Annotated in this window: 27 protein-coding genes and 1 tRNA gene; 9 read left to right on the top strand and 19 right to left on the bottom strand. The window is 64.1% G+C overall.

Annotated features, from left to right (window positions below):
* Nucleotides 1-57: 57 nt before the first annotated feature.
* From AC6I6S_RS01870 to AC6I6S_RS01880, 3 genes are all read left to right on the top strand, one after another.
* Nucleotides 58-921 carry a glycosyltransferase gene (locus AC6I6S_RS01870; protein ID WP_497948015.1) on the top strand — a complete coding sequence of 288 codons (864 nt, stop codon included), beginning with the start codon at nucleotides 58-60 and terminating at the stop codon, nucleotides 919-921.
* A 238-nt stretch (nucleotides 922-1,159) separates the two neighbouring features.
* Nucleotides 1,160-2,257: an O-antigen ligase family protein gene (locus AC6I6S_RS01875; protein ID WP_497948016.1), complete on the top strand. Its 1,098-nt coding sequence runs from the start codon at nucleotides 1,160-1,162 to the stop codon at nucleotides 2,255-2,257.
* Between the two features lie 144 nt (nucleotides 2,258-2,401).
* Nucleotides 2,402-4,072 (top strand): asparagine synthase-related protein, encoded by a 1,671-nt coding sequence (locus tag AC6I6S_RS01880; RefSeq protein WP_497948017.1) that lies wholly within the window; start codon nucleotides 2,402-2,404, stop codon nucleotides 4,070-4,072.
* Here the strand turns inward: AC6I6S_RS01880 and AC6I6S_RS01885 are convergent.
* The 4 genes from AC6I6S_RS01885 to AC6I6S_RS01900 form a co-directional block, all read right to left on the bottom strand.
* Nucleotides 4,007-4,921 carry a glycosyltransferase family 2 protein gene (locus tag AC6I6S_RS01885; protein ID WP_497948018.1) on the bottom strand — a complete coding sequence of 305 codons (915 nt, stop codon included), beginning with the start codon at nucleotides 4,919-4,921 and terminating at the stop codon, nucleotides 4,007-4,009. The two genes, AC6I6S_RS01880 and AC6I6S_RS01885, sit on opposite strands and share 66 nt — an antisense overlap.
* Nucleotides 4,922-4,998: 77 nt before the next feature.
* The gene (locus tag AC6I6S_RS01890) at nucleotides 4,999-5,910 is read right to left on the bottom strand and encodes a glycosyltransferase family 2 protein (RefSeq protein ID WP_497948019.1); all 912 of its coding nucleotides are present in this window, start codon (nucleotides 5,908-5,910) and stop codon (nucleotides 4,999-5,001) included.
* A gap of 79 nt (nucleotides 5,911-5,989) precedes the next feature.
* Nucleotides 5,990-6,772, bottom strand: a complete 783-nt coding sequence (locus tag AC6I6S_RS01895; RefSeq protein WP_497948020.1) for an AAA family ATPase — start codon at nucleotides 6,770-6,772, stop codon at nucleotides 5,990-5,992.
* A 12-nt stretch (nucleotides 6,773-6,784) separates the two neighbouring features.
* Nucleotides 6,785-8,203 (bottom strand): flippase, encoded by a 1,419-nt coding sequence (locus tag AC6I6S_RS01900; RefSeq protein ID WP_497948021.1) that lies wholly within the window; start codon nucleotides 8,201-8,203, stop codon nucleotides 6,785-6,787.
* A gap of 319 nt (nucleotides 8,204-8,522) precedes the next feature.
* On the opposite strand from AC6I6S_RS01900, the gene AC6I6S_RS01905 reads away from it, so the two are divergent.
* Entirely contained in the window at nucleotides 8,523-8,864 is a 342-nt protein-coding gene (locus tag AC6I6S_RS01905; RefSeq protein ID WP_497948022.1) for a hypothetical protein, read from the top strand.
* A 350-nt stretch (nucleotides 8,865-9,214) separates the two neighbouring features.
* Here AC6I6S_RS01905 and AC6I6S_RS01910 read toward each other — a convergent pair.
* The 3 genes from AC6I6S_RS01910 to AC6I6S_RS01920 all read right to left on the bottom strand — a co-directional run bounded on the left by AC6I6S_RS01910 (nucleotide 9,215) and on the right by AC6I6S_RS01920 (nucleotide 11,928).
* Nucleotides 9,215-9,289: transfer RNA gene (locus AC6I6S_RS01910), tRNA-Glu, on the bottom strand.
* A 207-nt stretch (nucleotides 9,290-9,496) separates the two neighbouring features.
* The gene (locus AC6I6S_RS01915; RefSeq protein ID WP_497948023.1) at nucleotides 9,497-10,717 is read right to left on the bottom strand and encodes a helix-turn-helix transcriptional regulator; all 1,221 of its coding nucleotides are present in this window, start codon (nucleotides 10,715-10,717) and stop codon (nucleotides 9,497-9,499) included.
* Nucleotides 10,718-10,776: 59 nt separating this feature from the next.
* Nucleotides 10,777-11,928 carry a metal-dependent hydrolase family protein gene (locus tag AC6I6S_RS01920; RefSeq protein WP_497948024.1) on the bottom strand — a complete coding sequence of 384 codons (1,152 nt, stop codon included), beginning with the start codon at nucleotides 11,926-11,928 and terminating at the stop codon, nucleotides 10,777-10,779.
* Nucleotides 11,929-12,040: 112 nt separating this feature from the next.
* Between AC6I6S_RS01920 and AC6I6S_RS01925 the strand changes: the two genes are divergently transcribed.
* Nucleotides 12,041-12,619, top strand: a complete 579-nt coding sequence (locus tag AC6I6S_RS01925; RefSeq protein ID WP_497949285.1) for an MBL fold metallo-hydrolase — start codon at nucleotides 12,041-12,043, stop codon at nucleotides 12,617-12,619.
* 3 nt (nucleotides 12,620-12,622) lie between these two features.
* Here the strand turns inward: AC6I6S_RS01925 and AC6I6S_RS01930 are convergent, their stop codons facing one another.
* The 8 genes from AC6I6S_RS01930 to rpl7ae all read right to left on the bottom strand — a co-directional run bounded on the left by AC6I6S_RS01930 (nucleotide 12,623) and on the right by rpl7ae (nucleotide 16,534).
* Nucleotides 12,623-13,447, bottom strand: a complete 825-nt coding sequence (locus tag AC6I6S_RS01930) for an ATPase (RefSeq protein WP_497948026.1) — start codon at nucleotides 13,445-13,447, stop codon at nucleotides 12,623-12,625.
* Entirely contained in the window at nucleotides 13,444-13,716 is a 273-nt protein-coding gene (locus tag AC6I6S_RS01935; protein ID WP_497948027.1) for a DUF5827 family protein, read from the bottom strand. The genes AC6I6S_RS01930 and AC6I6S_RS01935 overlap by 4 nt, the downstream gene beginning before the upstream one ends.
* A gap of 114 nt (nucleotides 13,717-13,830) precedes the next feature.
* The gene (sod, locus tag AC6I6S_RS01940) at nucleotides 13,831-14,433 is read right to left on the bottom strand and encodes a superoxide dismutase [Mn] (RefSeq protein WP_497948028.1); all 603 of its coding nucleotides are present in this window, start codon (nucleotides 14,431-14,433) and stop codon (nucleotides 13,831-13,833) included.
* 145 nt (nucleotides 14,434-14,578) lie between these two features.
* The gene (locus tag AC6I6S_RS01945; protein WP_497948029.1) at nucleotides 14,579-14,947 is read right to left on the bottom strand and encodes a DUF7344 domain-containing protein; all 369 of its coding nucleotides are present in this window, start codon (nucleotides 14,945-14,947) and stop codon (nucleotides 14,579-14,581) included.
* Between the two features lie 145 nt (nucleotides 14,948-15,092).
* Nucleotides 15,093-15,557: a nucleoside-diphosphate kinase gene (ndk, locus tag AC6I6S_RS01950; protein ID WP_497948030.1), complete on the bottom strand. Its 465-nt coding sequence runs from the start codon at nucleotides 15,555-15,557 to the stop codon at nucleotides 15,093-15,095.
* Nucleotides 15,554-15,934 (bottom strand): 50S ribosomal protein L24e, encoded by a 381-nt coding sequence (locus tag AC6I6S_RS01955; protein ID WP_497948031.1) that lies wholly within the window; start codon nucleotides 15,932-15,934, stop codon nucleotides 15,554-15,556. Before AC6I6S_RS01955 ends, ndk begins: the two co-directional genes overlap by 4 nt.
* Nucleotide 15,935: 1 nt before the next feature.
* Nucleotides 15,936-16,160, bottom strand: a complete 225-nt coding sequence (locus AC6I6S_RS01960; protein WP_255167422.1) for a 30S ribosomal protein S28e — start codon at nucleotides 16,158-16,160, stop codon at nucleotides 15,936-15,938.
* An 11-nt stretch (nucleotides 16,161-16,171) separates the two neighbouring features.
* The gene (gene rpl7ae / locus AC6I6S_RS01965) at nucleotides 16,172-16,534 is read right to left on the bottom strand and encodes a 50S ribosomal protein L7Ae (protein ID WP_497948032.1); all 363 of its coding nucleotides are present in this window, start codon (nucleotides 16,532-16,534) and stop codon (nucleotides 16,172-16,174) included.
* A 319-nt stretch (nucleotides 16,535-16,853) separates the two neighbouring features.
* Between rpl7ae and tmcA the strand changes: the two genes are divergently transcribed.
* Nucleotides 16,854-19,145 (top strand): tRNA(Met) cytidine acetyltransferase TmcA, encoded by a 2,292-nt coding sequence (gene tmcA, locus AC6I6S_RS01970; protein ID WP_497948033.1) that lies wholly within the window; start codon nucleotides 16,854-16,856, stop codon nucleotides 19,143-19,145.
* A gap of 30 nt (nucleotides 19,146-19,175) precedes the next feature.
* On the opposite strand, the gene AC6I6S_RS01975 is transcribed toward tmcA, so the two are convergent.
* Nucleotides 19,176-19,916 carry an SDR family NAD(P)-dependent oxidoreductase gene (locus tag AC6I6S_RS01975; RefSeq protein ID WP_497948034.1) on the bottom strand — a complete coding sequence of 247 codons (741 nt, stop codon included), beginning with the start codon at nucleotides 19,914-19,916 and terminating at the stop codon, nucleotides 19,176-19,178.
* Between the two features lie 112 nt (nucleotides 19,917-20,028).
* Here AC6I6S_RS01975 and AC6I6S_RS01980 point away from each other — a divergent pair, with 112 nt between their 5' ends.
* On the top strand, nucleotides 20,029-20,514 hold the full coding sequence (locus tag AC6I6S_RS01980) for a DUF456 domain-containing protein (RefSeq protein ID WP_497948035.1): 486 nt from the start codon (nucleotides 20,029-20,031) through the stop codon (nucleotides 20,512-20,514).
* A gap of 80 nt (nucleotides 20,515-20,594) precedes the next feature.
* On the opposite strand, the gene AC6I6S_RS01985 is transcribed toward AC6I6S_RS01980, so the two are convergent.
* On the bottom strand, nucleotides 20,595-21,218 hold the full coding sequence (locus tag AC6I6S_RS01985; RefSeq protein WP_497948036.1) for a class I SAM-dependent methyltransferase: 624 nt from the start codon (nucleotides 21,216-21,218) through the stop codon (nucleotides 20,595-20,597).
* 344 nt (nucleotides 21,219-21,562) lie between these two features.
* On the opposite strand from AC6I6S_RS01985, the gene AC6I6S_RS01990 reads away from it, so the two are divergent.
* Nucleotides 21,563-21,739, top strand: a complete 177-nt coding sequence (locus tag AC6I6S_RS01990; protein WP_497948037.1) for a DUF8014 family protein — start codon at nucleotides 21,563-21,565, stop codon at nucleotides 21,737-21,739.
* Nucleotides 21,740-21,773: 34 nt separating this feature from the next.
* Here AC6I6S_RS01990 and AC6I6S_RS01995 read toward each other — a convergent pair whose 3' ends face one another.
* Nucleotides 21,774-23,600, bottom strand: coding sequence for a glutamate--tRNA ligase (locus tag AC6I6S_RS01995; protein WP_497948038.1), 1,827 nt, complete (start codon nucleotides 23,598-23,600; stop codon nucleotides 21,774-21,776).
* Between the two features lie 197 nt (nucleotides 23,601-23,797).
* Here AC6I6S_RS01995 and AC6I6S_RS02000 point away from each other — a divergent pair, with 197 nt between their 5' ends.
* A complete protein-coding gene (locus tag AC6I6S_RS02000) occupies nucleotides 23,798-24,244 on the top strand; it encodes a twin-arginine translocation signal domain-containing protein (protein WP_497948040.1) in 447 nt (148 codons plus the stop codon).
* A gap of 175 nt (nucleotides 24,245-24,419) precedes the next feature.
* On the opposite strand, the gene idsA3 is transcribed toward AC6I6S_RS02000, so the two are convergent.
* On the bottom strand, nucleotides 24,420-25,496 hold the full coding sequence (idsA3, locus tag AC6I6S_RS02005; RefSeq protein WP_497948042.1) for a geranylfarnesyl diphosphate synthase: 1,077 nt from the start codon (nucleotides 25,494-25,496) through the stop codon (nucleotides 24,420-24,422).

A 25,496-nucleotide genomic window follows, 5' to 3' on the forward strand; every position in this document is an offset into this window, starting at 1 on the left:
CGAGAAACACAGCGCTAATATGACCGAATCGAATGACGGAGTAGTACGGAGGCCCAGGTGACATCCGCCGATCTCTCTCGCGACGACGCCGACCGACGTCCACCAGTGTCGGCTCTCCTCTCTGTCTACGGCGGTGACGACCCGGATCACGTCGACGCTGCCCTCGAGAGTATGTTTGAGCAGACGTATGGCCCCACCGAACTCGTCGTGGTAAAGGACGGGCCGGTTGGTGCCACACTCGACCGGACGATCGATCGGTGGGCGGATGCGTACCCCGCCGTCGTTACGATCATCGCACTCGAGGAAAATCGCGGCCTCGGAACGGCGCTGCAGGTCGGCCTCGAGCACTGCTCGTACGAACTCGTCGCTCGGATGGACGCCGACGATATCGCTGTTCCGGAACGTCTCGAGACACAGGTACAGTTCCTGCTCGAGAATCCGGAGATCGACGTTCTCGGCGGCTACGTTGCCGAATTCGATGAGGACCCCGGCTGCACAAATGGGGTTCGGAAGGTTCCGTGTGAGCCAGCCAGTATCGCGCGCCTCTCCCCGTACAAGTGTCCGCTGAACCATCCGACGGTCATGTTCCGGAAATCGTCGATCGCCGCCGTCGGAAGCTACTCGAGTCGGCGTTCCATGCAGGATTACGAGCTCTGGATGCGGTTGATCGACCGAGGGTACACCATCGCGAATCTTCCCGAAGTGCTAGTGAACGTCCGCGCGGGCGATGACTTCTACACCCGACGAGGCGGACTCGAGTACGCGAAAACCGAGTTCCGCCTCCAGTGGCAGTTCCGTCGGCAACGCTACATCGGAACCGTGGCGTTCCTCGTGAACCTGCTCTTTCGAATCCCGATCCGGCTGGCACCACAGCGTGTCAGGGGTGCGATCTACTCCTGCGTGTTGAGGGATTCCGCATGACGAACGGCACGCGTCGAAAACCAGAGCGCGGACGCGAACCGGGACGGACGGGGGGTGTCTGGACGTGGCTCTGACGGTTCCGGACCGATCCGAGGTCGCGCGTCATGTGTTCTCACTCGAGTGTGTCCTCGTCCTACTGGTCTGTTACGAGATCTACGTCTCGGCGGAATACTTTGGCGGTGTACTCGAAGCGCTCCCGACCAACTACCTGTTTCTCTTGGCTATCGGGACTGCGGCAATGCTGGCGTTGTACCGATCCCCGCCTCGTGGAAACAGATTCCTTTTGATCGTCCTCTTCGGCCTGTTTACGGCCTTCTACGCGGGGTCGCTTCTGTGGGCGACGGGCGGCACGTACGCGCAGTGGAAGCTTCTGCGACTCCTCGTCGTGGTCCCGATCCTGTTTTTCGGAGGGATCGCTCTTTTCGCGGGCTCCCCGGAACGAACACACCGATTTTTCGTGCTGTTCGGTGTTGCGGCGGTCCTTCTCAGCACAGAGGTGCTCTACTCGCGACTGCTCGTCGGACGGGCCGCACACTGGCAACTGAACGTCAACTACATTCTCATCTCCCGTGTCCTCGGTGTTGGCGTTCTCGTCTGTACGTACCTGTGGCTTCGGTCGACGACCACGCGCGATCGTCTCCTGTACGGACTGTGCGCGCTATTCGTCTTCACCGCCATGCTCCAGACCGGCGGTCGAGGGCCGATAATTGCGCTCGCCGGCGGGCTGCTCGTCTACGGTGGCTGGGTGGTGATCCGAAGCGACTGGACGGTTCCGACCCACCACCTCGTCGCAGGCTCACTGGTCGGCGTGATCGGTGCCGGGACCGCAGCGTGGCTCTTCCGTGACTCGAGAACCGTCGAACGGCTTACCAGCCTGCTCGCCTGGCACGATGAACAGAGCGCGAGCAGTCGTGTCGACTACCTCTTTCGCAGCCTCGAGTACTGGCGCGAACGCCCCCTTCTCGGCCACGGCCTCGGCGAGTTTCCGCGGCTGTACTACGGTGAGGATATCCGGTACTATCCGCACAACGTCGTCCTCGAGATCGGCGTCGAAGCGGGAGTCGTCGGCATCATCTTGTTCGTCGCACTCCTCGGTTATGCCCTGTACGCTTCGGTTCGAACGAAGTCGGATCGGCCATTTCTTCACGGGCTGGTGATCGCGTTTTTCACCTACGTCCTCGCGAACGCGATGGTCACCGGCGATCTCTCGACGAACCGGCTCCTCTTCGTGACGATCGGACTGCTCCTGTTCGTCGACGACACTCCCGAAGCAGCGGTTGGCAGTCCTCTCGAGTCGATCGCCTGGCTACACTCGAGACGCCAGCCCCCGTCGTGACCGGCAACGTCTGTCCGGATCGGTAGGTAGTTACGGACACCCGGTGGCCGTAGTTAGTGAATGAGGGCCGTCGAGCTACACTGTTCGTCCGATTGGGTGTCCGTCGGCAGGACCTGGGTATCGACGCCACACGAGCCGACCGACGTGGCAACGCGAGCCAACGCGACGACCACGCGACGGGAGCTTCAGGAGCTAGCCGCGAAACTGCCCCATCCGTTCGCCCTGGTCGTCGTCCGAGGCGGGGTCGTTCACTGCCTGACCGATCACCTGCGGTCGATACCGGTGTATTACACGGTCGACGACGACGCAGTCCGGATCGGAGACGACGCTCACGCGCTGCTCGAAGGTCCCTCGAGCGCCGACGCGTCGTTTCGGAGCTACGCCGAGTTTCTCGCCACCGGTTATGTCCACGACGACCGGACTCTGTATCCGGAGATTCGACAGGTCAGGGCGGCGGAGTTTCTGACCGTCGATCGCGAAACCGGCGAGTCATGCAGCGAGCAGACCTATGAGTACAGTGTGGAGCCGCAGAGTCGATCCGATCGCGAGCTTCGAACCCAGCTGGCCGAAACCCTCGATGACATCGTCGAACGGCTGATCCGGGATGCGAACGGTCGACAACTGGTAGTTCCGCTCAGTGGCGGATACGACTCGCGACTTCTCCTCCTATTGCTGGTCAAACACGGCTACGAGAACGTCCTCACGTACTCACACGGCCGGCCAGGAAACGCGGAAGCGAAGACTGCACGGACACTCGCCGAGAACCTCTCGGTTCCGTGGATTCCCGTCGACTACCGGTCGGCGGACTGGCGGACGCTCGTCGAACAACCAGACTACCGGCGCTACGTCGCAACCGCGTTCAACGGGGACCGACTTCCGGGACTCGTCCACATGAACTGGCTGGCGGTCCGGCGGCTCACCCGTCGCGGGATCGTCGACGACGACTGCATCTTCCTGCCCGGCCACACCGTGGCCACGATGGCGGAGCACGTGCCGGCAGCGTACGCCGAGAACGCCCACGTCTCGCGAGAGCGCGTCGTCGACGACCTCGCCGAGTTGAACGTCTGGCTGTGGGATGTCGACGACGACCTGGCGACCGCCTTCGACGGCTGGCTCGACGATGCGCTCTGTATCGATGGCGACCGACTGACGCCGACGAAGGCAACGACGGCCTACGAACGCTGGGAGTGGCGCGAACGGGAGTCGAAGTGGATTCACGCGGATCTGGACGTCTATCGCCACTTCGGCGTCGAGTATCGGGTTCCGCTCTGGGATCGAGCGCTCGTCGACTTCTGGCAGACGGTTCCGCTCGCGGCGCGGATCGACAAACGTCTCGTCAAGGCGTACACGGACGAGCTGTACATGGAGTACGGCGGGGTCAACGAGGCGGACGCTACCAGTACGGAACTGGACTCGATCGTCCGGCGGGGCTACTACACCCTCCGTGACACGCCGGTGTTCGACCTGATCCGTCCGTTCAACAGCTACCTCCGGTACCGGAAGGACCCCTCGGGGTGGCCGGCAGCGCTCCCGGAAGACGTCTTCGCTGCGATCTACACCGGTACCGAGAACCGCCACTCGTTTTTCACCCTCGAGATGCTGGGACTGCTCGATTTCGAATCCGGTGAGACGCGGCTGGTCCCGACCGACGGCTCCATCGACCGCGCGTTCGTCGATCGGGCGCGGTCGGTCGCCGACCCGACGACAGTCTGGACCCGCTGGCAGCGACCGAACACCGAGAGCCAGGGGTCAGGAGAGCCGCGACCGGAGTCGAACCAGCGCCGAACGTGGGAGCAACCGGCTGAGCGCCGTTAGCGTGGGGTAAGAAGCGAGGCTGCGAGCGACGTAGGGGAGGCGCTTGAGTGAGCCGGCTCGAGCGTACTTGTCGGCGATGGCGCTATAGCGGTACGCCCGGATCCGTCGGCGCGTCCGCGCGTCGAGGGCGGCGAGTTCGTCCTCGTGTTTCGCCTCGAGGAGCGAGATCGCACGGACGTACCGATCGGGCTCGCCCGTCATCTGGTCGCCGGGGTCGGCGTGGGTCGTCCACTCAACCGTGTGCTCGGGGTCGAACCCGACGGTCGTCTCCTGGCAGAGCCGAATCCACAGCTCCCAGTCCTGCAGCGCCGGCATCTCCGGGTCGAAGCCGCCGACCGCGTCGAACAGCGGCGCACGGACGGCGACGCCGGAGGTGGTCCCGATGTAGTTCCGGACGAGGATTCGCTCTTCGAGATGCCCGCGCTCGGTCGCGTCGATCCGGTACAGCTCCTGGCCATCGTCGTCAACGGCCGTTCGTCCCGAGTAGACGAGCCCGACCTCCGGATTTTCCGCAAAGACTTCGAGCTGGCCTTCGATCTTCCGCGGCCGCCATCGGTCGTCGTCGTCGAGGAACATGTACACCGAGCCGGTCGCTGCTTCGGCGCCGACGTTTCGCGCCCGTGCAGCCCCGCCCGAACTCGAACACTCGACGTAGTTGAACTCGAAGGGATCCGTCGGTAGCTGGTCGAGGACCGCACCGTAATCGACGCTCGAGCCGTCGTTGACGACCACAACCTCCGTCGGCGTCACGGTCTGGGCTGCGACGCTTCGGACGGCCCCCAGGAGACGATCAGGTCGGTTGTGCGTCGGAATAACGACGGACGTCTCCGGCCAGTCGGCATCGGACATATCGTAACTGCACCCGGTTCGGCGTCAAATAGCTGCCGTCCTCGCCTCACGAACCGTCGTCGAGCGGCTCCGGTCGCTCAGCGGGAACTGCCGGTCGCTCCGCGGCGGTTCCGCCGGTCCCGTCGCTCGAGGAGTCGCCCTGCGAGGAGGTGGAGTTTGTAGGCGTACGAGAGCAGGTAAAACGAGAGGAGTCGAGCCAGTGAGTGCGAGCCGGAGAGCCGGTCCCGGAAGTTCCCCGGATGTGGCGGCAACACGTTTCTGGGGTCGGTCAGGGGCCTGGCGTCGCCGTGTTCGGGGTCGGTTTCTGCCAGCTGTTCGTGGCCGCGGCCGACCCGAATCGCCTTCGCCCGAAGGTCACCGAGTCTGGTACGGGCAGGGTGATACACCGTGATTTCACTCGCGAACAGCTGTGTGTAGCCCGCCGCGGCGACACGCTGGCCGAACTCGCGGTCGCCGCTGGAGACGAGGTCGGCGTCGAACGGACCGACGTCGTCGATGACGGCTCGTCGGACGGCCAGACAGCAGGTCGGCGCGAACCGCTGCTCGGTGAGGTAGTACTCGATCGGAAATCCGGTCGCGACGTTGTACTCGCCGACGACCGTTTCCCGGCCCTCGACGTACAGTTCGACGTTGCAGCCGACGTAGTCGGCCTCGTGGTCAGCGAAGACAGCGACGAGGTCCGCGAGCCAGGTCGGTGGGACGGTCATATCCGCGTCGACGAACGCAACGATGTCGCCGGTGGCGTGTTCGATCCCGGTGTTGCGGGCCGCATAGGAGCTCTGAACGTCGGTTTCCTCGTGCACGAAGACGTTCTTCGTCTCGGCTGCGACCGCAGCGGCAGTCTGTCGCGTATGGTCGGTCGACCCGTTGTCGACGACGAGAACCTCGTAGTCGGCCGTCGAGTACGTCTGCGTTCTGAGAGAGCGGAGCGTCTCGACGACGCCGGCCGGATCGTTGTAGACGGGGATAACGACTGAGACGGAGGTCACGGTCCTCGGTTCGCCGTCCGTGCTGTTAAACGTGGCTCAATGGCTCTCACACACCCATACACTGGTTCGGGTCGTCGCGCTACGGTCGTCGGAGTCTCGAGTCGACGAAGCGGTCGACCGCCGCGGACGTCTCCTGTAATTCAGCGGCGGTGTCGAACTCGACGACCTCGACATCGGAATCGGCCAGAACCGACCGTATCGCCCCCAGGCAGCGCTCGGCCCGATCGAGATACCGGTCGAAGGCGTCGTCGCTCAGATGAGCGTACTGGCCTGGTCGACCCTTCTCGCGGGCAGCCATGCGTCGTTTCCGAAGATCCCTCGGCGCCGAGACGACCAGACACGTCTCCGGGAGCGGTACCGACTCGAGGTACCCCTCGAGGTCGGCCCTCGACACGGGGGCCGTGGGCTCCGGGGGGCAGAACAGCGAGAGCGCGTAGTGGACGAACCCCTCGTCGAACAGGATCGCTTCCGACGACCGGAGACGCCGCTGTGCGCTCTGGTAGTTCGCCTGGAGCTCGAGGGCCTTCCGCGTTAGCCAGCTCTGCCGGTCGAGGTCAGAGGTGTACGCGGATATCAACTCCCCCATTCGCTCGTGGGCCTGTGGTCGGTTCAACTGGAAAGCGAGTTGCATCTCGGCTCGCCAGCCGCTCCACCGGGAGCCGGAACGGATCAGCCTCGGGGGTAGCCGCCGCCCGACCGGCACCGCTGCATCGGGAAGATATGCGCGCAAAACGCACGTTTCGTACGCCTCTCGATCGTCGTACACCGTCACGTGGTTGGTTCCCGTCGCCTCCCGGATCATCGCCGAAAGCGTCGATTTGCCGCTTCCAGGCGGGCCGACGAGTTCGATATGTGTATTCATGGTCTTCTCCTGTTAGCCGCTACTGGCCAGTTTCTTGAGTTGCTCGACGTCGATCACGTTTGCGTAGATCCCGAGGAGTCCGTAAGTTACGGCCCCGGTCGCGACGACGAGCAGCAGTGTCGCGAGTCCGCTTACCAGGGACAGCAAGCCGAACACGACGAGCGCCATCAGCACCGAGAGCGGAACCACTTTCGCGCCCATCGACACGAGCTCCGTGAGTTCGATCGAAAGGAGCCGGCACATCATGTACACGTTCCCGGCAGCGTAGATACCGTACGTCAGGACGGTCGGAATCGCCGCACCTAGCACGCCGATCTCCGGAATCAACAGCACGCCGAGACCCGCGTTCGCGATCGCCATCGTTCCCTTCAGTAAGCCTCGGAACTTGGCTTTCCCCAGGTAATCTAGTCCGCTCCCGGTTACGTTCGTGATCGAATCCGCGAGGAGGTAGATCGACAGCACCTGGACGACCGGGACCGCGCCCATGTACTCTTCGCCGAAGAGGTATCGGATCGTGGGCTCCGCGACGAGGATCAGACCGACCATCGCCGGCACGTAGAGGATCAACATCGATCGGAGCGCTCGTTTGTACAGTTCCGCGGCGCGTGAGACGTTCCCCGACGCGTACTGCTCGGAGTAGTGCGGTGACACCGAAAATCCGAGCGAACTCGAGGGGTTTGCGGCGAAACTGATGAGTTGCTTGCTGACGGTGTAGTAGCCAACTGCGACCGGGGTCATGAAGAATCCGATGAGTACGATATCGACGCGCTTCAGCAGGATGTTACTGCTGCTGGTCACCGTCAGCGGGAGACTGTACTCGAAAATACGTCGGCGAAGCCCCGGTTCGATCGGTGACGCCGTATACTGTCTGGCTGCCAGATACAGCATGACCGCACCGACCGCCGAGGCCAGCGCCAGCCCTGCTACGTAGCCGACCAGCGCCCCCGTCACCTCGTAGCCGAGCAGCACCAGACCGATCGCGGCGACAAACTTAGACACCGTGAAAATACCGGGGAGCGAGGCGCTCCATTCGACCCGCTTGAACCCCTGCAGGAACCGGCGACACAGCTCCATCGTATTCTCGAAGATCACGTAGAGGATTCCCACGATCAACAGGGCCTCGAGCGCCGGTTCACCGAACCACGCGGCGATCCGTCCACGGAGAACGAACAGCAGCGTGATACCGATGCCGATCGTGATGACGTTGATTCCGAGCGCGGTTCTGAGAATGTTCGGAATCTGTCCGGGATCCGTCTCCTCGTACTCCGTAATGTATCGGGCACCGGCTCTCGGAATTCCGAGATTGCAGAGCAGGACGACGATCGAGCAGAGATAGATCGTTAGATGGAGTACCCCGTACTGTGCTGCTGTAAGGAGGCGCGCGAGGACGACGATGAGAAGCCCGCCGGCGAGGATTTTGAGCAACCGCATCGCGAACTCGGCTTTGAATCCTGAAACGACTCGTTGCTCAACACCCATCGTTTTCCTCGATTCGACCTGCAAGTACGGCCATATCTGTCCGCGAGATGGCCGATACTACTCCCGCTCGTCCATAAAACTCGTTCGATCTGCACGCTCGGATCGACTCGACTGCCCCCACTGTGACCCTGGCGGTATCGTGGCAATGCTTTGCCGGGCTACCCGACTCGAGTTTACCACCCGGAGAGCGACGCGGCACGATCACCTATAACTAACCATCTGTTGAACCAGTATATCTACATAGAACGTTCACGTACACGAGCACATCGAGATGAGTGACTCCAACGCTATCGAACTCGAGTTGTCGACGTGTGTCTGGTGTACTAACACGCTTCACGCAGCCGAGCAGTCCGTTACCGTCTCCCCGCCGCGGGGAACCGAGTCGTCGTTTCACGAGTGGGAACTCCACCTCGAGTGCGCACGCGAATGGATCGAAGCGGTCGACAGAGTCGGTCGGTTGAAACAACTCGGGGCGGGCGCGACGTTGCTCACCGCGGCGGAACACGACGGGATCGAGGCATTGCTCTCCGAGGGAGACCTCGAATTACTCAGTGAGGAGCCCCAGGAGCAACGAGACAGAACCGAGTCGATAGAGAGCGACCCGACACATTGAACCGGCCGATTCGAGAGCGATGGTTTCGTCGACAGCGGGACGGTCGGATCTCTTCCGAGTTCTTCGGATTCCGGGATCGAAAAAGCTGGGAATAGGGGCATATTCCCAACCAGTGCATGCGATTGCGGGGAGCTGGTACGAAGCGGACGCACCGTGAGTGGAGTACCCCGCTACACAGCAGTCAGCACGCATTTGGCATGAACTTTGTGGTATGTTAACTTTATACATACAGTGTGCATGGAGTATCCGGTTCGTGGGTCGTATCTATCGTGACTGGTCGCTGTCCTCACCGAGCCCTGGTATACACTGAATCCGGATGCCAGTGACTAAGGGAGTTGTTCGCCGAGAAGTGCTCCGTCAGGGATTCGAACCCTGGTCATTGCCGTGAGAGGGCAATATGATTGGCCGGACTACACTAACGGAGCGGTCCGATGTGTGCATTCTCTCGTTGCGCCCTGTACCGTTTAAGGATTCCGTTTCGACTCGAGAGTGGCCCGTTTTCACACGGTATAGTAGTTGTCGAAACGAGTTACACCCGGTCACAGCTGAGCGGCCAGCCTCGTCGCTGAGAACGAGGCTGGCCGTCGATGATCGTGACTCGGGTGTGCACTGACTCTCAACGCCTACGATAACTACTCGTCGAACGGGGACTTGGTCGCTTCCGGCTCGAATCCCTCGAGGCTGATGATGTTCTCTCGACCGACACGGAGTTTACTGACGAGTCCCTCCTCCTCCATATCCGACAGCAGCATGCTCACCTTCGATTTCGACCAGCCGGTTTCGTCGACGATGTTCACCTGTTTCATACGGCCACCGTTGTTTCGGATGAGCTTCACGACGCGGTCTTCGTCGGTCAGTAGATCCTCATCGGGAACGGGCTCTGGTTCGGGTTCTGTCGCCCCTCCGGCCGCTGGCCCACTGATCGTCGACTGCGGGTCGGCGCTATCGCCCGCCTGATCGGTGGACGATTCACTCGAGGTCCGTCCGAACCGGTACCAGACGAACGCGCCGCCGAGGCCGAGCGCCGCGACGAGCAGGGCGGCGATGACGAGCCACGAGGTCGATTCTTCCTCTGGTTCCGCCGGTTCCGGCTCTTCATCGGAGTTTTCGTCGACCGAGCTCTCTTCGGTCGGGTGCTCGAAGACGATGTGTGGTTGACCGTCGAGGAACTCCCGTTCGCCGCTCCAGGAGACGGAATCGCTCTCCTCGAGCGACGCCCCCGTGTACTGGCCCTCGGGGTCGACCTCGCTGAACACGAGATCGTCCCCGGGGCTGATGACGAGGGTCTGATCGGAGCCGATGTAGAGCCCGCCATCGAACACGTCTCCGACGGTGACGGTCCCGTTCTCGTCGACTTCCGCGAACCCGGTCCACGTGAACGTCATTTCGACGACGCCGATCGAGTTGAGTTGGTGTTCGATACCGGCCGACCGCTGGAAGTTCGTCGCCTCCATCTCCCGGTCGGTTTCGTCGCTCCCGATATCCGTCAGCGCCTGTGCTTGCTCGGTAAAGCGTACGTAGAGGTCCGTTTCCTCCTCCTCGAACTCTTCTGCAAACTCCTCGAACTCCGCTTCTTCGGCACTGCTCGAGAGCATCCGGTCGTGGCGGAACGTCCACGTCGCGGTTCCGTTTTCGTAGACAGTGATGTCGAACGTCGTGCTATCGAACTCCTGTGACGAGGAGCCGCTGAAGTTTTCCGACTGGGTAGCGTCTACAGTGTTCGTGGCTCCCTGGCCATCGAACTGGTGAGACTGAGCGGCCACATCTGCGCTCGTCCCACCGGCAGTAATCGATCCGCTCACCCCGGCGAGCGCGACGAGGACGACGAGGACGACGAGAACCGACCGATTCATTCGTCTATCACTACGTGCGCCTGTTAAAAGAGTTTGTGAATGGAATCGCTCAGGTGGATTCAGACGACTGTCCCGTCCGAAACGACGTGGACGGCTCGCTGCCAGGCCGTCGGATCCGAGAGCGGATCGTCCTCGAGAACGAGCAGGTCCGCACGATACCCCGGTTCGACGAGGCCGAGATCGTCGAACCCGAGCAGTGACGCGGAGCCGACGGTCGCCGCCTCGAGCGCCGCTTCTGGGGTGAGCCCGTGGTCGACCAAGCGACCGAGTTCGGTGGGGATGTCGGCGAACGCGTTGAACGGCGTTCCGGCGTCGGTGCCCATCGCGACGGAAACGTCGGCGGCGAGCGCGTGGTCGAAGGCGTCGTCGAACGACTCGAGCGCATCCGCCGCCTTCGCGACCGTCTCCGCCGGGATTCCGCCGTCGACACCCGCGTCGGTGATTCCGTGGACGGCGTTCGCGGTCGGCACCCAGTAAGTGTCACGCTCGGCCATCCGTTCTGCGACCCCGCGGTCCATGAACGTCCCGTGTTCGATGCTGTCGAATCCGGCCTCGACGGCGTTTTCGATCCCGTCGCGTCCGTGGGCGTGGGCGGCGACGGGTCGACCTGCCGCGTGGGCGACGTCCACAGCGGCTTCGAGTTCGTCTTTCAGGAGTTCGGGAACGCCCGTCTGCGTGCCCTCGGTGAGTACGCCGCCGGTTGCGATACACTTGATGACGCCGGCACCCTGTTTGAGCTGTTCGCGCGCGGCCGCTCGAACCGCGTCGGGACCGTCGGCTTCCCGGCCGAGCCAGTGGCCGTGGCCGCCGGTCATGGTGATCGCCTCTCCCGCGGCGACGACGCGTGGGCCTGCGATGGTCCCCTCCTCGACGGCACGGGCCGCGTCGATCGCCATCGTCCCGGGTGAGCCCAGATCGCGGACCGTCGTGACGCCGGCCTCGAGGGCCGCCTGCAAGTTTTCCACGGCCCGGTAGGCGCTGTCGTACGTGTTCTCGAGGCGCAGCGTCGAGATGTCGGGCCGTCCGTCGAGTCCAAGGTGAACGTGCGCATCGACCAGTCCGGGGGTAACGAACTGGCCGGAAACGTCGAGTTCGTCCCCATACTCACCACTGACCTCCCCGACGGCGGCGATTCGTCCGCTCTCGACGGCGATGTCGGCTTCTCGGACCCCCGTTGCATCGATAACCGTCCCCCCGGTAAGTACAACCATAGAGACTGTCGTCACGGAGCGGGTATTAATCTCGCGGCTGCGTCTGCAGCGAGCGTCGCCACGTCGGCGGTCGGTCGACATGCACAAACCGACCGCGCTCGTATCGCGCGTCATGATCGTCAATCTCACAGAGGGGGTACAGGCGTTCACCAGCAACGCCTTTCTCGTCACCGGCGAGCGGACGGTGGTGGTCGACCCGGGTGCGAACTTCGACGTCGTCGAGCGAATTCGTGAACACACTGATGAACTCGACGCAGTCGTCTTGACACACACCCACCCCGACCACGTCGGGAACCTCGAGGCGGTGAAGACGGCTTTCGACGTCGAAGCCTGGGGCTACGATACCTCGATCGAGGGCGTCGATCACCCGCTCGAAGACGGCGATACCGTCCGCATGGGCGATCACGAGTACGTCGCGTTGCACACGCCGGGGCACAAGGACGACCACCTCTGTTTTCTCGCCGAGGAGCCCGGGATCTGTTTCGCCGGCGATCTCGTATTCCAGAACGGCAGTTTCGGCCGGACCGACCTCCCCGAGGGCGACCGCGCGACGCTGATCGAGAGCATCGATCGCCTGAACGAGCGCATCGACGACGATCTCGTGGCGCTGCACACGGGCCACGGACCGAGTATCACGCGGTCGCCCGCAGACCACGTCGAACTCGCCGGCGAGATGGCGAGACAGGTGTAGCGGCTACCGGTCCCGTGCCGCCTCGAGGAGTGCGTCGTACGCCCGTTCGTAGGCCGCCGCGGTCAGGGCCGGATCCTCTCGCTCCCTTCCGGAAAGCGGCGGTAGCGAGACGCGGGCAACCGGCTCCAGTGGCTCGATCACGTCCGGGACGCGCTTTTCGAGCCGGCCGTCTTGCGGACTCGAGCGCGCGACCTCACAGGCTCGAGCGTACCGGTCGCCGCGGTAGATCCGGGCCCGCCGGGGTTCGACGACCGCGACGGCTGCGATTCTCGCCGGGTCGAGCGACTGGAGCGGCCGAGCGACGTCGCCGTAGGATTCGACGACCGCGAGATCGGTCGCTTCGATTTCGTCGGTGATCGCCTCGAACGCCGGCAGGTACGCCGTCTCCATCACCTCGTTGAGTGCATCGACGGTTTCGACGACCGTCGCCGCCTCGAGCGGCAGCTTTTCGGCGATCGTGTCCGGCACGTCGGCCGTCCCGTTGACGACGTACGACGGCTCTCCGGTTCCGACCCGATCGACGACGAACTCCCGGTCGCGCCGGCCGAGAAGTCCCGTGGCGCCGTCCGGAGCGGGCTGCCACAGTCGGTGAACCGGATTGAGGGACTCCGGGCGTCGACCCCACCCCTCCGCCTCGGCGAGACGCGCCGCGTCCTTCCCGTAGAGCCGCCCCGACGAGAGCGCGGTCAGACAGTCGTCGTGGTCGAACCAGAAATCGTTCCCGGCGCGGGGCTTGTAGCCGACGCCGCCGGTTCGTTCGAGGAACCCACTCGAGAAGGTGGTCTTCCCCGCATCGACGCGGTCCCCGCCGACGACGAGACAGATCATTCGGCCGATTTCAGCCCGTAGTAGCCGGGTTCCTCGTCGCTTCGCGGTTCGCCGATCACCAGCTCGTCGGCGTTGCTCATCACCCAGGGGATCGCCCAGTCGAGCAGGATGTCCTCCGTCCCTCGGTCGATGTCGGCGTCGACGGAAAGCCCCTGAAGCAGTCGGGCGATCTCGTAGATCGTGTACATCTGATCCTCCTCGAGGAGCTCCTCGGGGGTGTAGAAGTCACACGGCGGCAGTCGATCGAACTCGTCTTTCGGAACTGGCATACTACTCGTAGCGCCGTCACGGCCTAAACAGTGTGGATTCGACGACTTCCGAGCGGATGCTGTTACTCCCGAAGGAAGCGCGCAAAAAACGATGTGGATGTACGGAGTCGTCGCTTACTCGAAGTGCTCGAGGCACTTCTCGTACTCTTCGTCAACCTTGTCCCAGTTGACGACGTCGAAGAAGCCGTCGATGAAGCTGCCGCGGTCCGGGCCGTAGTCGTAGTAGTACGAGTGCTCCCAGACGTCACACGCGAGGATGGGGTGGGCGCCCCACAGCGCGTGGAGGTCGTGCTTGTCGACCGCGAGATTGCGCAGTTGCTTCGCGACGGGGTCGTAGACCAGCAGCGCCCAGCCACCGGCGGCGGAGGCGGCGGCCTCGAACTCGCCCTTCCAGGCGTCGTAGGAGCCGAAGTCCTCCTCGATGCGGTCGGCGAGATCGCCCTCGGGTTCGCCACCGCCGTTCGGCGACATGTTCTCCCAGAACAGCGTGTGGAGGTAGTGTCCACAGCCATTGTGGGTGACGTTCTTCATCGCACCGGCAGAGGAGCCGTAGTCGCCGGACTCGCGGTTCTCGGCGAGGGTTTCTTCGGCACTGTTGAGGCCGTTGACGTAGCCCTGGTGGTGCGTGTCGTGATGCCAGGTGACGACCTGTTCTGAGATCGCTGGCTCGAGTGCGTCGTAATCGTATGGAAGTTCCGGAAGTTCGTGGTCAGTCATAATTGAACACCTATGTCTCGTATTGACCGCTCTCCTGTTAAATTTTGAGGAAGGGAATGATACTGCAACGCATACCGGTTCGCCTCCCCACAGAGTGAGCCACGGTGACGCCGGTGTTAAACCTTTCAGCGACCGCGTCCGAAGCCTACCGCTCGGGAAGCTCCTTGTGCTGGGCGTGTTCGAGCCACTCTTCGAGCGTCGGCTGTTTCCAGTAGCGGACCGTCTCGCTGCGTGAGTCGTACTCGATGAGCCCCAGATCCTCAAGCTTCGGCAAATGGACGTGCTGGAGCGTCGTTTTCACGCGCCGATGGTGCTCTTCCGGGGCGTCAGCGGACTCCTCTCTGGCGAGGACGTAGCCGCAGATGTCCTCGATCGTTGCGACACCGTCCGTGACGCCGTGGAGATAGTAGAGGACGTACCGTCGTCGTCGATCCGAAAGCGCGTCGAACACCATATCCAGTGATGGCGACGACTCTTTGCTCAACGCCGCCGACCGCCGGTCGGTTTCACGCATCCATTAACCACCTACCATTCGTTACCATTCGAAACCACCAGGGAACTCTACTACAGCCGTCACATTAGATGTTGCGTCTGTCTATCACAATACATGTCTGCAACCAACTACGTGTCTGACAGAACGGACGGCGACGAACGGCGAGCTACTCGTAGAGCCAGCCCGCGTCGTGCTGCTCGTAGTCGATCAGTTCGTCCTCATCGAAGTGAATAGCGATCTCGCGTTCGTTTGCGCCGTCGTCCTCGTGGTCGGCTGCGTGAACGACGTTCCGGCCGAGGTCGAGTGCGTAGTCGCCGCGAATCGTTCCGGGGGCTGCCTCGAGCGGATCGGTATCGCCGATCATCTGGCGGACCTGCCGCGTGGCGTCCTGACCTTCCCAGACCATCGGGACGACCGGGCCCGCGGTGATGAAGTCGATCAGGCCGTCGAAAAAGGGCTTGTCCTCGTGTTCGCTGTAGTGCTCTTTGGCCCGCTCCTCGGGCATGTTGATCACTTTGATACCGACGAGTTTGAGGCCGCGTTCCTCGAGTCGGGAGACGACCTCGCCGACGAGCCCACGCGCGAACGCGTCGGGCTTGACCATCACGAAGGTTCGCTCGTGGTCGCTCATTCTTCGTCGTCCTCGCTCTCCTCGTCGGCTGATTCCTCGTCCTGCGGTTCGGTCTCGGCTTCGACCTGATCCGACGTTGCGGGGTCGTCGTCCTCGTCGACCTCGGTCTCCTCGACGAGGTCCTCGTCCTCGTCCGCGGTGACGGTCTCCCCGGTCTCCTCGGACTCCTCGGCGGGCGTCTCCGCGTGCGCGGGCGTCTTGCCGCGACGACCTTCCGCGGTCCACTCGAGGTCGCGGGGCTCACGACCGAGCTTGTAGTTCTTCTCCGCCTTCGAGTCGACGAAGTGGAGCACGGTGCCGTCGTTGCGGACGTACATGATGCCCGTACCGGGCTCGATATCTTCGCCGGTGTAGTCGCAGGTTCGCTTCTCGACCATCTTACTGTCCTCCGATGGAGTCGGCCTCGCGGGCGGTCTCGCGCAGCTGGAGGATGTCCCCCTCGCGAACCGGCCCGAGGCAGTTTCGCGTGATGATTCGGCCTTGATTCTCGCCTTCTTTGATCCGGCACTTGACCTGCATGGCTTCGCCGTGCATGCCGGTCTTGCCGACGACCTCGATGACTTCAGCGGGGGTCGAGCCGCTTTCTCCCTCTTCAGCGCTCATCTTCGGTCACCTCAGCTCAGGTCCTCGACCTTGCTCGCGATGTCCTCGACGTCGTCTCCCGCCTCGCCGGCGTCGACGATGGCGGCGGCCGCGGAGCCGACCTCGAGGCCGGCGGCGTGGCCGACGTCGTCCTGAGTCTCGATGAAGACGACGGAGATTCCCTTCTCCTCTGCCAGCTCGGGGAGGTGCATCACGATCTCCTCGGGCGTAACGTCTTCGGCGACGTAGACCAGATCGGCGTTGCCGCGCTCGATCGCTTTGGTCGTTTCGTTGGTTCCTTTCTTTACGCTGCCTGTGTCTCGTGCGACCTCGAGGGCCTCGAGGGCGTCCTCGGCGAGGTCGGCTGGGGTTTCTGTAGTTACGTAAACTGCCATTGGTTGTTCACCTCTCCTACGCGTGGGCTCGCGCTCCCCTGCCGTCCGGAACGGTGTCCCGGGCCGGACTGTGTCCGGCGGAGATCCTGTGAGGCTAGGAGCATCATCAACCCCGCGTAGGGTGTACGACCCAGTAGCGGTGCCCTCCTTAAAAGCGTGTCCAAATGTGCGAGGGCGTGGGAGCCGGACACACGCGCTCGCTTGCGATGTCACTGGGGTTACGGGTTCGGGTCAGCGTCTCGAATCGTTCGCAGTCTCCCGGGCTCCGCGGTGGCGGAGAAACGGGCAATATTACGGCGGTGGTCCCGTAGAACGCGGTATGAACGTCGCCGAACTCGCGGTCGCGCTTCGACAGGAGGCGACCGTCACCAACGAACGCCGAGGGATCGTCCTCGCCGGCGACCGGGAGCGCGCCTACGAGCGCCTGGAATCCGCCCTCTCGTCCCTCGACGTTCCCATCTCGGCGACGACCCTCGTCGGTCCCGACGACCGCCTCCGCTGTGAACACCTTCCCCAGTCCAACGCGGGTCGGCTGCTCGGAACCACCCGCGAGGTGATCGTGATCGACGCCCACGAGGAACTGCGCCCGAACGCCCTGGGGAAAGTTGTCGGTGCCGTCGACGGCGGCGGTCTGCTCGTTTTGCTCACCCCCTCCCTCGAGTCCTGGCCCGATCGTCGCGACGGCTTCGACGAGTCGCTCGCGGTCCCGCCGTTCACGCTCGAGGACGTCTCCGGTCGGTTCCGGAAGCGCCTGGTCGACACCGTCCGCGCTCATCGCGGTATCGCCGTCGTCGACCTCGAGACAGACACCGTCGAAGACGACGGGTTGACCGATCCCGCTCCGGTTTATCGACGCGAACCCGCACCGGTCGCTGGCCCGGGTGGAGACCACCGGTTCCCGCCGGCCGCCTACGACGCGTGTTACACGGGCGACCAGGCCGACGCGGTCGCCGTCCTCGAGCGCCTGTCAGAGCCTGGAACCGACGCTCGGGCGGTGGTTCTCGAGTCCGACCGCGGCCGCGGCAAGTCGAGCGCGGCGGGGTTGGCCGCGGGTGCGCTCGCCGCCGCCGGACGAGGGGTCCTCGTGACAGCCCCCAGCGTACGCAACGTCAGCGAACTGTTCGCCCGCGCTCGAGAACTCCTCGAGACCCTCGGGATCGACCTGTCAGTCGGGGAACGAACGCACGCGCCGACTCTCGAGACGGCGACGGGCGGATCGGTCCGCTTTCTCGACCCCGCGACGGCCGCCGAACTGCTGGCGGAACGCGACGGCGACTCGGGCGGTGATACCGTCCTCATCGTCGACGAGGCCGCCGCGCTGCCGGTTCGCGTCCTCGAGTCGCTGCTCGTGGCGCCGCGGGTCGCCTTCGCCACGACAGTACACGGCTACGAGGGTGCGGGCCGCGGGTTCTCCGTCCGCTTTCGGGATCGACTCACGGCGAGCGATCACGACGTCTCGGAGGTCACGCTCACCGAGCCGATCCGGTACGCCGGCGGCGATCCCCTCGAGGTGTGGGCCTTTCGCGCCCTCCTACTGGATGCTCGCCCGCCCGTCGACTCGCTCGTCGCCGACGCCACGCCCGACTCCGTCGCCTACCGACGCCTCGAGCCGGACGACCTGCTCGCCGACGAGACCTTCCTTCGCGAAGCGTTCGGCCTGCTCGTCCTGGCTCACTACCGGACCGAACCAGCCGACCTCGCGCGACTGCTCGACGCGCCCAATCTCGAGGCCCGCGCGCTCTGTCACGACGGCCGGGTCGCGAGCGTCGCCCTGCTGGCTCGCGAGGGGAACCTCTCCCCAGAGGATCGTGCGATGATGTACGAGGGTGGGCGCATCCGCGGGAATATGCTCCCCGACGTGCTCACGAGCCAGTTGCGCGACGAAGCGGCGGGCGAACCCGCGGGACTGCGGGTGGTCCGGATCGCGACCCACCACGCGATCCGCTCGCGCGGGCTCGGCTCGCGACTGCTCGAGGAGGTCGCCGAGGAGTACGGCCCCGCCCTCGACTGGCTGGGAACCGGCTTCGGTGCGACCCCCGGTCTGGTCGAATTCTGGCGCGAAAACGGCTACTCGTCGGTGCACGTCTCGACGACCCGCAACGACGCAAGCGGCGAGTACTCCGTCCTCATGCTCCGGCCGACCGGCGACGCCGGTCGCGCCCTCGCGCAGCGCCACGCGAGGTGGTTCTGCGAGCGATTCGCCGCCGTCTGCTCGGACGCGCTCTCGGATCTCGAGCCCGACGTCGCCCGCGCGGTGCTCCGGAGCGTCGACGCGACGCCGCCGCTGTCGCTGTCGAACCGGGAGTGGCGGGTCGTCGCCGGAGCGGCGTACGGCCCCGGCCTGTTCGACGTCGATCCGGGACCGTTTCGCCGGCTGATCGTCCGCTATCTCGCCGAACGACCGCCGAAAATCGACCTCACCGACCGCGAGGAGCGACTGCTCGTGGCCCGCGGCCTGCAGGGGCGGCCGTGGCCCGCCGTCGCGAGCGCACTCGAGTACCACTCCGCGGGCCAGTGCATGCGGTCGTTCGGCGACGCACTCGTTCCGCTCGTGGATCGCTATGGCGACGAGGTTGCTCGAGCGGAGCGCGACCGCTTTTTTGACGACTGATTCCGCCCGGATCGCCTGCCGAGACCGAAACTACGTAAACAATCGCCGGAGGACTCGCTCGGGCAACAGCGCGAGCAGCCACGCCACGAACCGCCAGCGCCGGGTGACGTAGACGTGCTCTCGCCGTTCCCGAATCGCCCGGACGATCTGTTCGGCCGCCGTCTCGGGTGAACACATCCAGAACTCGCCCGCCGCGAGCGCCGTGTCGACGTAGCCCGGTTCGACCGTTGTGATCGTCACCTCGGTCCCGCGGCCGGCCTGGCGGTAGCGAAGCCCCTCGAGGTACGTCGAGACGAACGCCTTCGAGGCGTTGTAGGCGGGGGCGACGCCGTTTCCGAACACCGAGGCCACCGAGGAGATCCCCACGAGGTGGCCCTCGCCCCGGCGCTCGAAGTGTGCGAGCGCGGCCGTCGCGATCGCCGCGAAGCCGCGAACGTTGACGGCCACCGTCTCCCGCTCTGGCTCCCACTCGAGGTCGCGGTTCGCGGGACCGACGGCGGCGCTGATGACGACGAGGTCGACCGAATCCATCGACTCGCAGAGCGCCGCGAACGTCTCTCGAGCCGCTGCGGTCGCCGTCACGTCCATCTCCGCGACGAAGGCATCCGTCGGGAGGTCGGCTGCGATCTCCCGTAGCCGTTCGACCCGGCGGGCGGTGAGCCCAACTGCGTAGCCGTCGGCGGCGAGCGTTCGCGCCACCGCTTCGCCGATGCCGGAGGAGGCCCCGACGACGATCGCACCCGGCCGTTCGGAGTTATTTCCGTCTCCCATATCTTCCCCGTTCACCGGGAGGGACGTAACGGTAGGGATCGAACCGGGGAGGAAGCGTTCCGCTTCTCGCGAAGGCGGTACGCATTTCCCGCGACCCGCCGTCGAGAGGCGTATGGTCGATGCGATCACGATACTCGCCGTCGCGTTGCTCGTCGGCGGCGTCGCCGGAACGCTGGTCCCGCTCGTTCCCGGCGGGTTGCTCTCCCTTTCGGGGGTCTACCTCTACTGGTGGCACTCCGGGTTCACGGAGCCGGGCCTGCTCGCGCTCGCCGTCTTCACCCTTCTCGGCGTGCTCACCGTCCTCACCGAACTCTTCGGCGGCGCGGCGTCGGCCCGATTCGGTGGCGCGTCCTGGCAGACGACCGCGATCGCTGTCGTCGTTGGCATCACACTCATGATCGTCACCGGGCCGCTCGGGCTGCTCGTTGGTCTCTTTGGAACGGTGTTCGCCCTCGAGATGGCTCGAGACGGCGACGTGAGCCGGAGCTCTCGATCTGCTGTGTACGCGACCGTCGGCGTCCTCGCCTCGACGGCCGCGCAGTTCCTGTTCACGGCGACGATTCTACTCGGATTCGTCGTCGTGGTTTTTTTCCTGTAAGCCGTCGTCTGCCCCCGACTACCGGTAGAGGTGGGAGGATTGTTTGTCTCCGAACGATCCGGACGAGAACGCGCTTCGGTTCACTCCTGGGTAGAACGAAACGTCCGTACGGTTCCCCGTTTGCCCGGCCTGGCATCGACCTCGACGAGGCCGGCCTCGGTGAAAACGCGGTTCCAGTTGCGGTAGTACAGGGGAAAATCGTCGTTGATGTAGGTCACTTCGCACCTGTCAGACTGTGACCGATCGTTCTCGCCTTCGTTCTCGATCGTGATGAGGAGGTCGTCGGTGATCCGTGCCAGCTCCTCGAGAACCCACTCGCTGTCCGGGTGAAGGTGCTGGAGCGTTTCCACCGAGTAGACCACGTCGAAGTGGTTATCGTCGAAGTCGTCGACGGTGTTCTCGATCGCGTCGATGTAGAACGTCCCATCGGCGGCGAGGCTGGGATAGGTCTCCTCCATCACGTCGAACGCGTCGCTGTTGACGTCGATTCCCACCAGATTCTCGAAACCGTGTTCGTAGAGGTGTGCGAGGTGACGGCCACAGCCACATCCGAGCTCGAGGACGGATGCGTCTCGGCCGACGAACTGATCCAGAATACCGTGGATCGTTTCGCTCATCTCATCCGACCCGTAATAGGCGTAGTACTCCGGTGAGTACTCTCCGGACCGCTCCTTCCATCGACGACAGACCGTCTTAGAATCCACGTTTCTCATTGCAGGCGAACACGTGAATAGCTTCGGGATCGATCCTCGGGGCGTTCTTCGACTCCGCTTGTAACCTCTCGCCGGACCCAGCCCAGTTCGTTCCGAGCACCGCACATCTGGGTTTCTACCTGGCTGCGACTCGAAGCCGACTCGGCCGAAACCGGGAGCGTTCGCGATACGCGGCCAGTTCAGTACGAACGAAGGGACAGACAGCGGCCGCCGTGTTGCAACGACCGCTGTCTCGAGCGACCGCCACCCCACACGGGTCGTTCGCTGAGTCGTGACGTGTTCGCACTGTCCGGGTGAACGAAAAGAGTGTTGCAGTCGACAGCGTTGTCCCTCCTATGGACTGTACGGAAGCAGACTGCGACCGTCCGGCCGCCGTCGAACTCCACATCCCGTGGGCCGACAACCGGTTCGTCTGTGCGGCCCACGCTCGAGTCCTCGGTCGTCAGGACGGCGTCGTCGCCGATCCGTTGCCGGACAGCGCCGACTCGTTACTCGAGCGCGATCCGGACTGAGTGTTCTCGCTCCGGCACCGCGGAGTCGGCCGCCTCAGGGGTGGGCGTAGTAGACGACCGTCTCGTCAGCCTCGGGACGGTCTCGCGGACGCTGTCCGCTCACGGCTTCACCGTTCGCTTTATCGAGGCTCTCACTTCGTTCGCGCCTCGCGCCGCTCGAGCGTTCCGTGGCGCGTGGCGCCACGCGGTCGACTCTGACGAACCCGATCCGCTCGAACTGCACGAGGTCGTCGGGTGCGAGGCCCGCTACCCCCGGTTCCGCGCGCCCGGAGACGTCGCCGTCCATCGTGCGCATCCGGACGGGGACGCTCTCTTCGGCGGGCACCCAGTGGACGACGTCGACGTCGCCCTCCCGAACGACGTCGATGTCGTCGCCGGTGTACTGGAGCGCGTCGCGGGTGTACAGGAAACAGCCGAGCCCCTTTAGCCAGATGCGCGATTCCCGCTGGGGGAGGTCGGCCTCCTCGAGCAACACGGCGTCGCCGACCGGAATCTCTCGCAGCCCTCGCTCCTCGTGGTTGGGGTGCAACGGTGGATTTGCCTCGTCCGGCGGGCTGCCCGCGAGGGGGACCTCGACGCCCTCGCGGACGAAAAAGCGCCGGTCGGTCTCCTCGTCCACGAGGTCGCGGTTGTTCGCGTAGATCGAACTCATCGCGAGGTCGACGTCGCTGGTCGAGGTACCGAGGCCGACCATCGATTCGGTGATCGCTTCGCCGCGGATGCCCCGCCGTTTGAGGCTCTTGATCGTCGGCGCTCGCGGATCGTCCCAATCGTCGAGTTCGCCGGCGTCGATTAACTCCTTGATCCGCGAAGTGCTCATCTTCACGTCGTACTCGTCGATCTGGACGTGGCCCCAGTGGACGACCTCCGGGTACTCCCAGCCGAAGTACTCGTAGAGAAAGCGCTGGCGCTTCGCCGAGTCCTGAAGGTCGATGCCGCGGATGATGTGGCTGACGTCGACGATGTGGTCGTCGATCCCCGACTGGAAGTCGAGCATCGGCCAGCACCGGAAGTCGGCGGCTTCCTCGCGGGGGTGGGGCGTGTCGATCATCCGGAAGGCGACCCAGTCCCGCAGCGCGGGGTTCTTGTGTTCGATGTCGGTCTTCACACGAAGCACCATATCGCCGCTGTCGTAGACGCCCGCGACCATGTCCTCGAACTCGTCGAGCACCGTCTCCGGGTCCTTCTCTCGGTGGGGACAGGCCTCGCCGCTGTTTTTCAGCTCCGAGAACTCCTCGCCCGGACACGAGCAGGTGTACGCCCCGCCGAGGTCGATCAGCTTCCGGGCGTGATCGTAGTAGATCTCGAGGCGGTCACTCGCCTTGAACGTCGCGTCGGCCTCGAAGCCGAGGTACTCCACGTCGGCCAGAATACCCTCGTACGCCTCGAGATCCGGCCGCTTCGTTTCGGGATCGGTGTCGTCGAAGCGGACGCAGAACCAGCCGTCGTACCGGTCCTTGTAGGTGCCGATCACCGCCGGCATCCGGGCGTGACCGATGTGCCACGGCCCGTTCGGGTTCGGCGCACAGCGCATCCGGATCTCGTCGTACTCCTCGGCGTTCGGCAGGGCCGGCAGATCGTGCTCGTCGCCCTCGTCTTCGGCCTCGAGGTCCGCCAACGCCTCGGGATCGAGCGTGGCCAGTCGCTCGCGTCGCTCGAGGTGATCCAGCCCGTTGACCTCGCTGACGACGCCGCCGACGACCCCCGGTACGGCGTCGGCGTGCTCTCGGAACTCGGGATTCTCGCCCATCAGCGGCCCCATGACGGCCCCGACGTTGGCGTCGCTCTCGTGTTTTACCGCGTTGAGCAGCGCGTGTTTCTCCGCCTCGCGCTCGATTTGTTCGCGTAACTCGTCGTTCATTGCCGAGAGCTTTTTCGCGCCCGTTCAAAACTGCCGCGGTGTCGGGCCGCCCGCCGACGCCAGGCCGTTCACGGCGTGAACAACCGTTCAGTAAGCTGTCGTGCGAACGACGTGTGTACAGTAGAAGCGGGGTGATCACCGTTCACCCAGTAATATAATGGACAATACTGCCATATACTCCACTCGGAGGTGTGCTAATGAAACACATGAATGAAAACGATCACGCCGTAACTACCCTCGAGCGCCGTGACGTACTGAAGCGCGCGGGTCTTGCAGCGGGCGTGCTCGCAGTCGGTGCGGGGTCCACCGCAGTGACTGCAACCGCACAGAACGACCAGACACTGGTGTTTGCCTACGACTTTCAGCCCAACGAGAGCTTCGACGTGATCGCACGATTGCAACAGGGAACGACAGTGAGCGTCCTGCAGATGGCAGACGGGGAGACGATCCCGGAAATCAGTCGACCGGACCAGTTTTCGGGTTACGTCATCCGGTACGACGTGGATACGGACAGTTCGACGGGAGTTACGACGTTCCTCTTCACCCGAAACAACCCGCTCGGGGCAGGGGACACGGGAACGTTCGGCGAGGACGCCTCGATGTACAGTTCACAGCTGAATCTCCTGTCGACGACGCTCGACTGATCGCAGATGGCCGCCCCTCCTATTTCGTTTTTGATTCGGTAACGGTTTCGGCTAGTGGTGTTTGTCCCGCCAGACCCAGCGGGGCCACAGAACGAGACACCGGGTATGAAAACGGAACGGCCCAGGCTCCACTCGACGCTCTCGAGATACGCCTCGAAAATCGACCGTCGCGGTCTCAGTAGCCGCGTTCGATCAGATAGTCCGCCAGATCGAGCAACAGGTCGTGGGCCTCGTTCTCCGGCAGCACCTCGAGTCGGTTCTTTCCGCGGTCGACCAACTCCCGTGCCGTTTCGTTGGCATACTCGATCGACCCGACGTCTTGGAGTTCGGCGACTGCCTCGTCGATCTCGGCCTCGGTCACCGCGTCGACGTCTTCCGTATCGACCAACCCCTCGATGTCGACGCCCTGCTCGCGGGCGTGGACGGTGATGAGGGTCTGTTTGTTCTCGACCAGGTCGCTGCCGCGCTGTTTCCCGAGTTTCTCGCTCGGGACGGTCAGATCGAGGACGTCGTCCTGGATCTGGAACGCGCGGCCGACATCGAGCCCGTAGCCGTAGAGGGCGTCGATCGTCTCCTCGTCGGCGCCCAGCAGGACTGCCGGCAGACAGGCCGAGGCGGCGTACAGGACGGCGGTCTTCTGTTCGACCATCTCGAGGTACTCATCGGGCGTGACGTCCTCGCGGCTCTCGAAGTCGACGTCCAGGGACTGTCCCTCACAGATCTTCGTACAGGTCGTCGCAAGGATGTCGAGGGCCTGGACCGTTCGATCGGAGTCGGCGCCGGTCTCGAGCATGATTTCGAACGCCTTCGAGTAGAGGGTGTCACCGGCGAGAATTGCGGTCTCGAGGTCGTACTCCCGGTGAACGGCAGGAACGCCGCGGCGAAGGTCGTCGTCGTCCATGATGTCGTCGTGGATCAGCGTGAACGACTGGATGACCTCGACGCTGACGGCGGCGGCCATCAGGTCGACTGCGTCGGGCGCTTGCGGTTGACCGTGTGCGCCGGTGGTGAGGGTGGGGAACTCGCGGTAGTTCTTCGAGAGTGGGTCGACGTCGACGAGTGCCTCCGCAGCCGTGAGCAGAACGGTCGGTCGGAGCCGCTTCCCGCCCGCGTCGAGCAGGTACCGTGAGGCCTCGTAGAGTCGTTCCGGCCGCTTGATCGGGAGTTCCTCCGGGATCGCCTCGTTGACGAACTCGCGGCGCTCGCGGACGGCCTCGAGTACTGCCTCCTCTCGTGCCTCAGGGGTCGTCAT

This window comes from Natrononativus sp. DTA114, assembly GCF_059736515.1.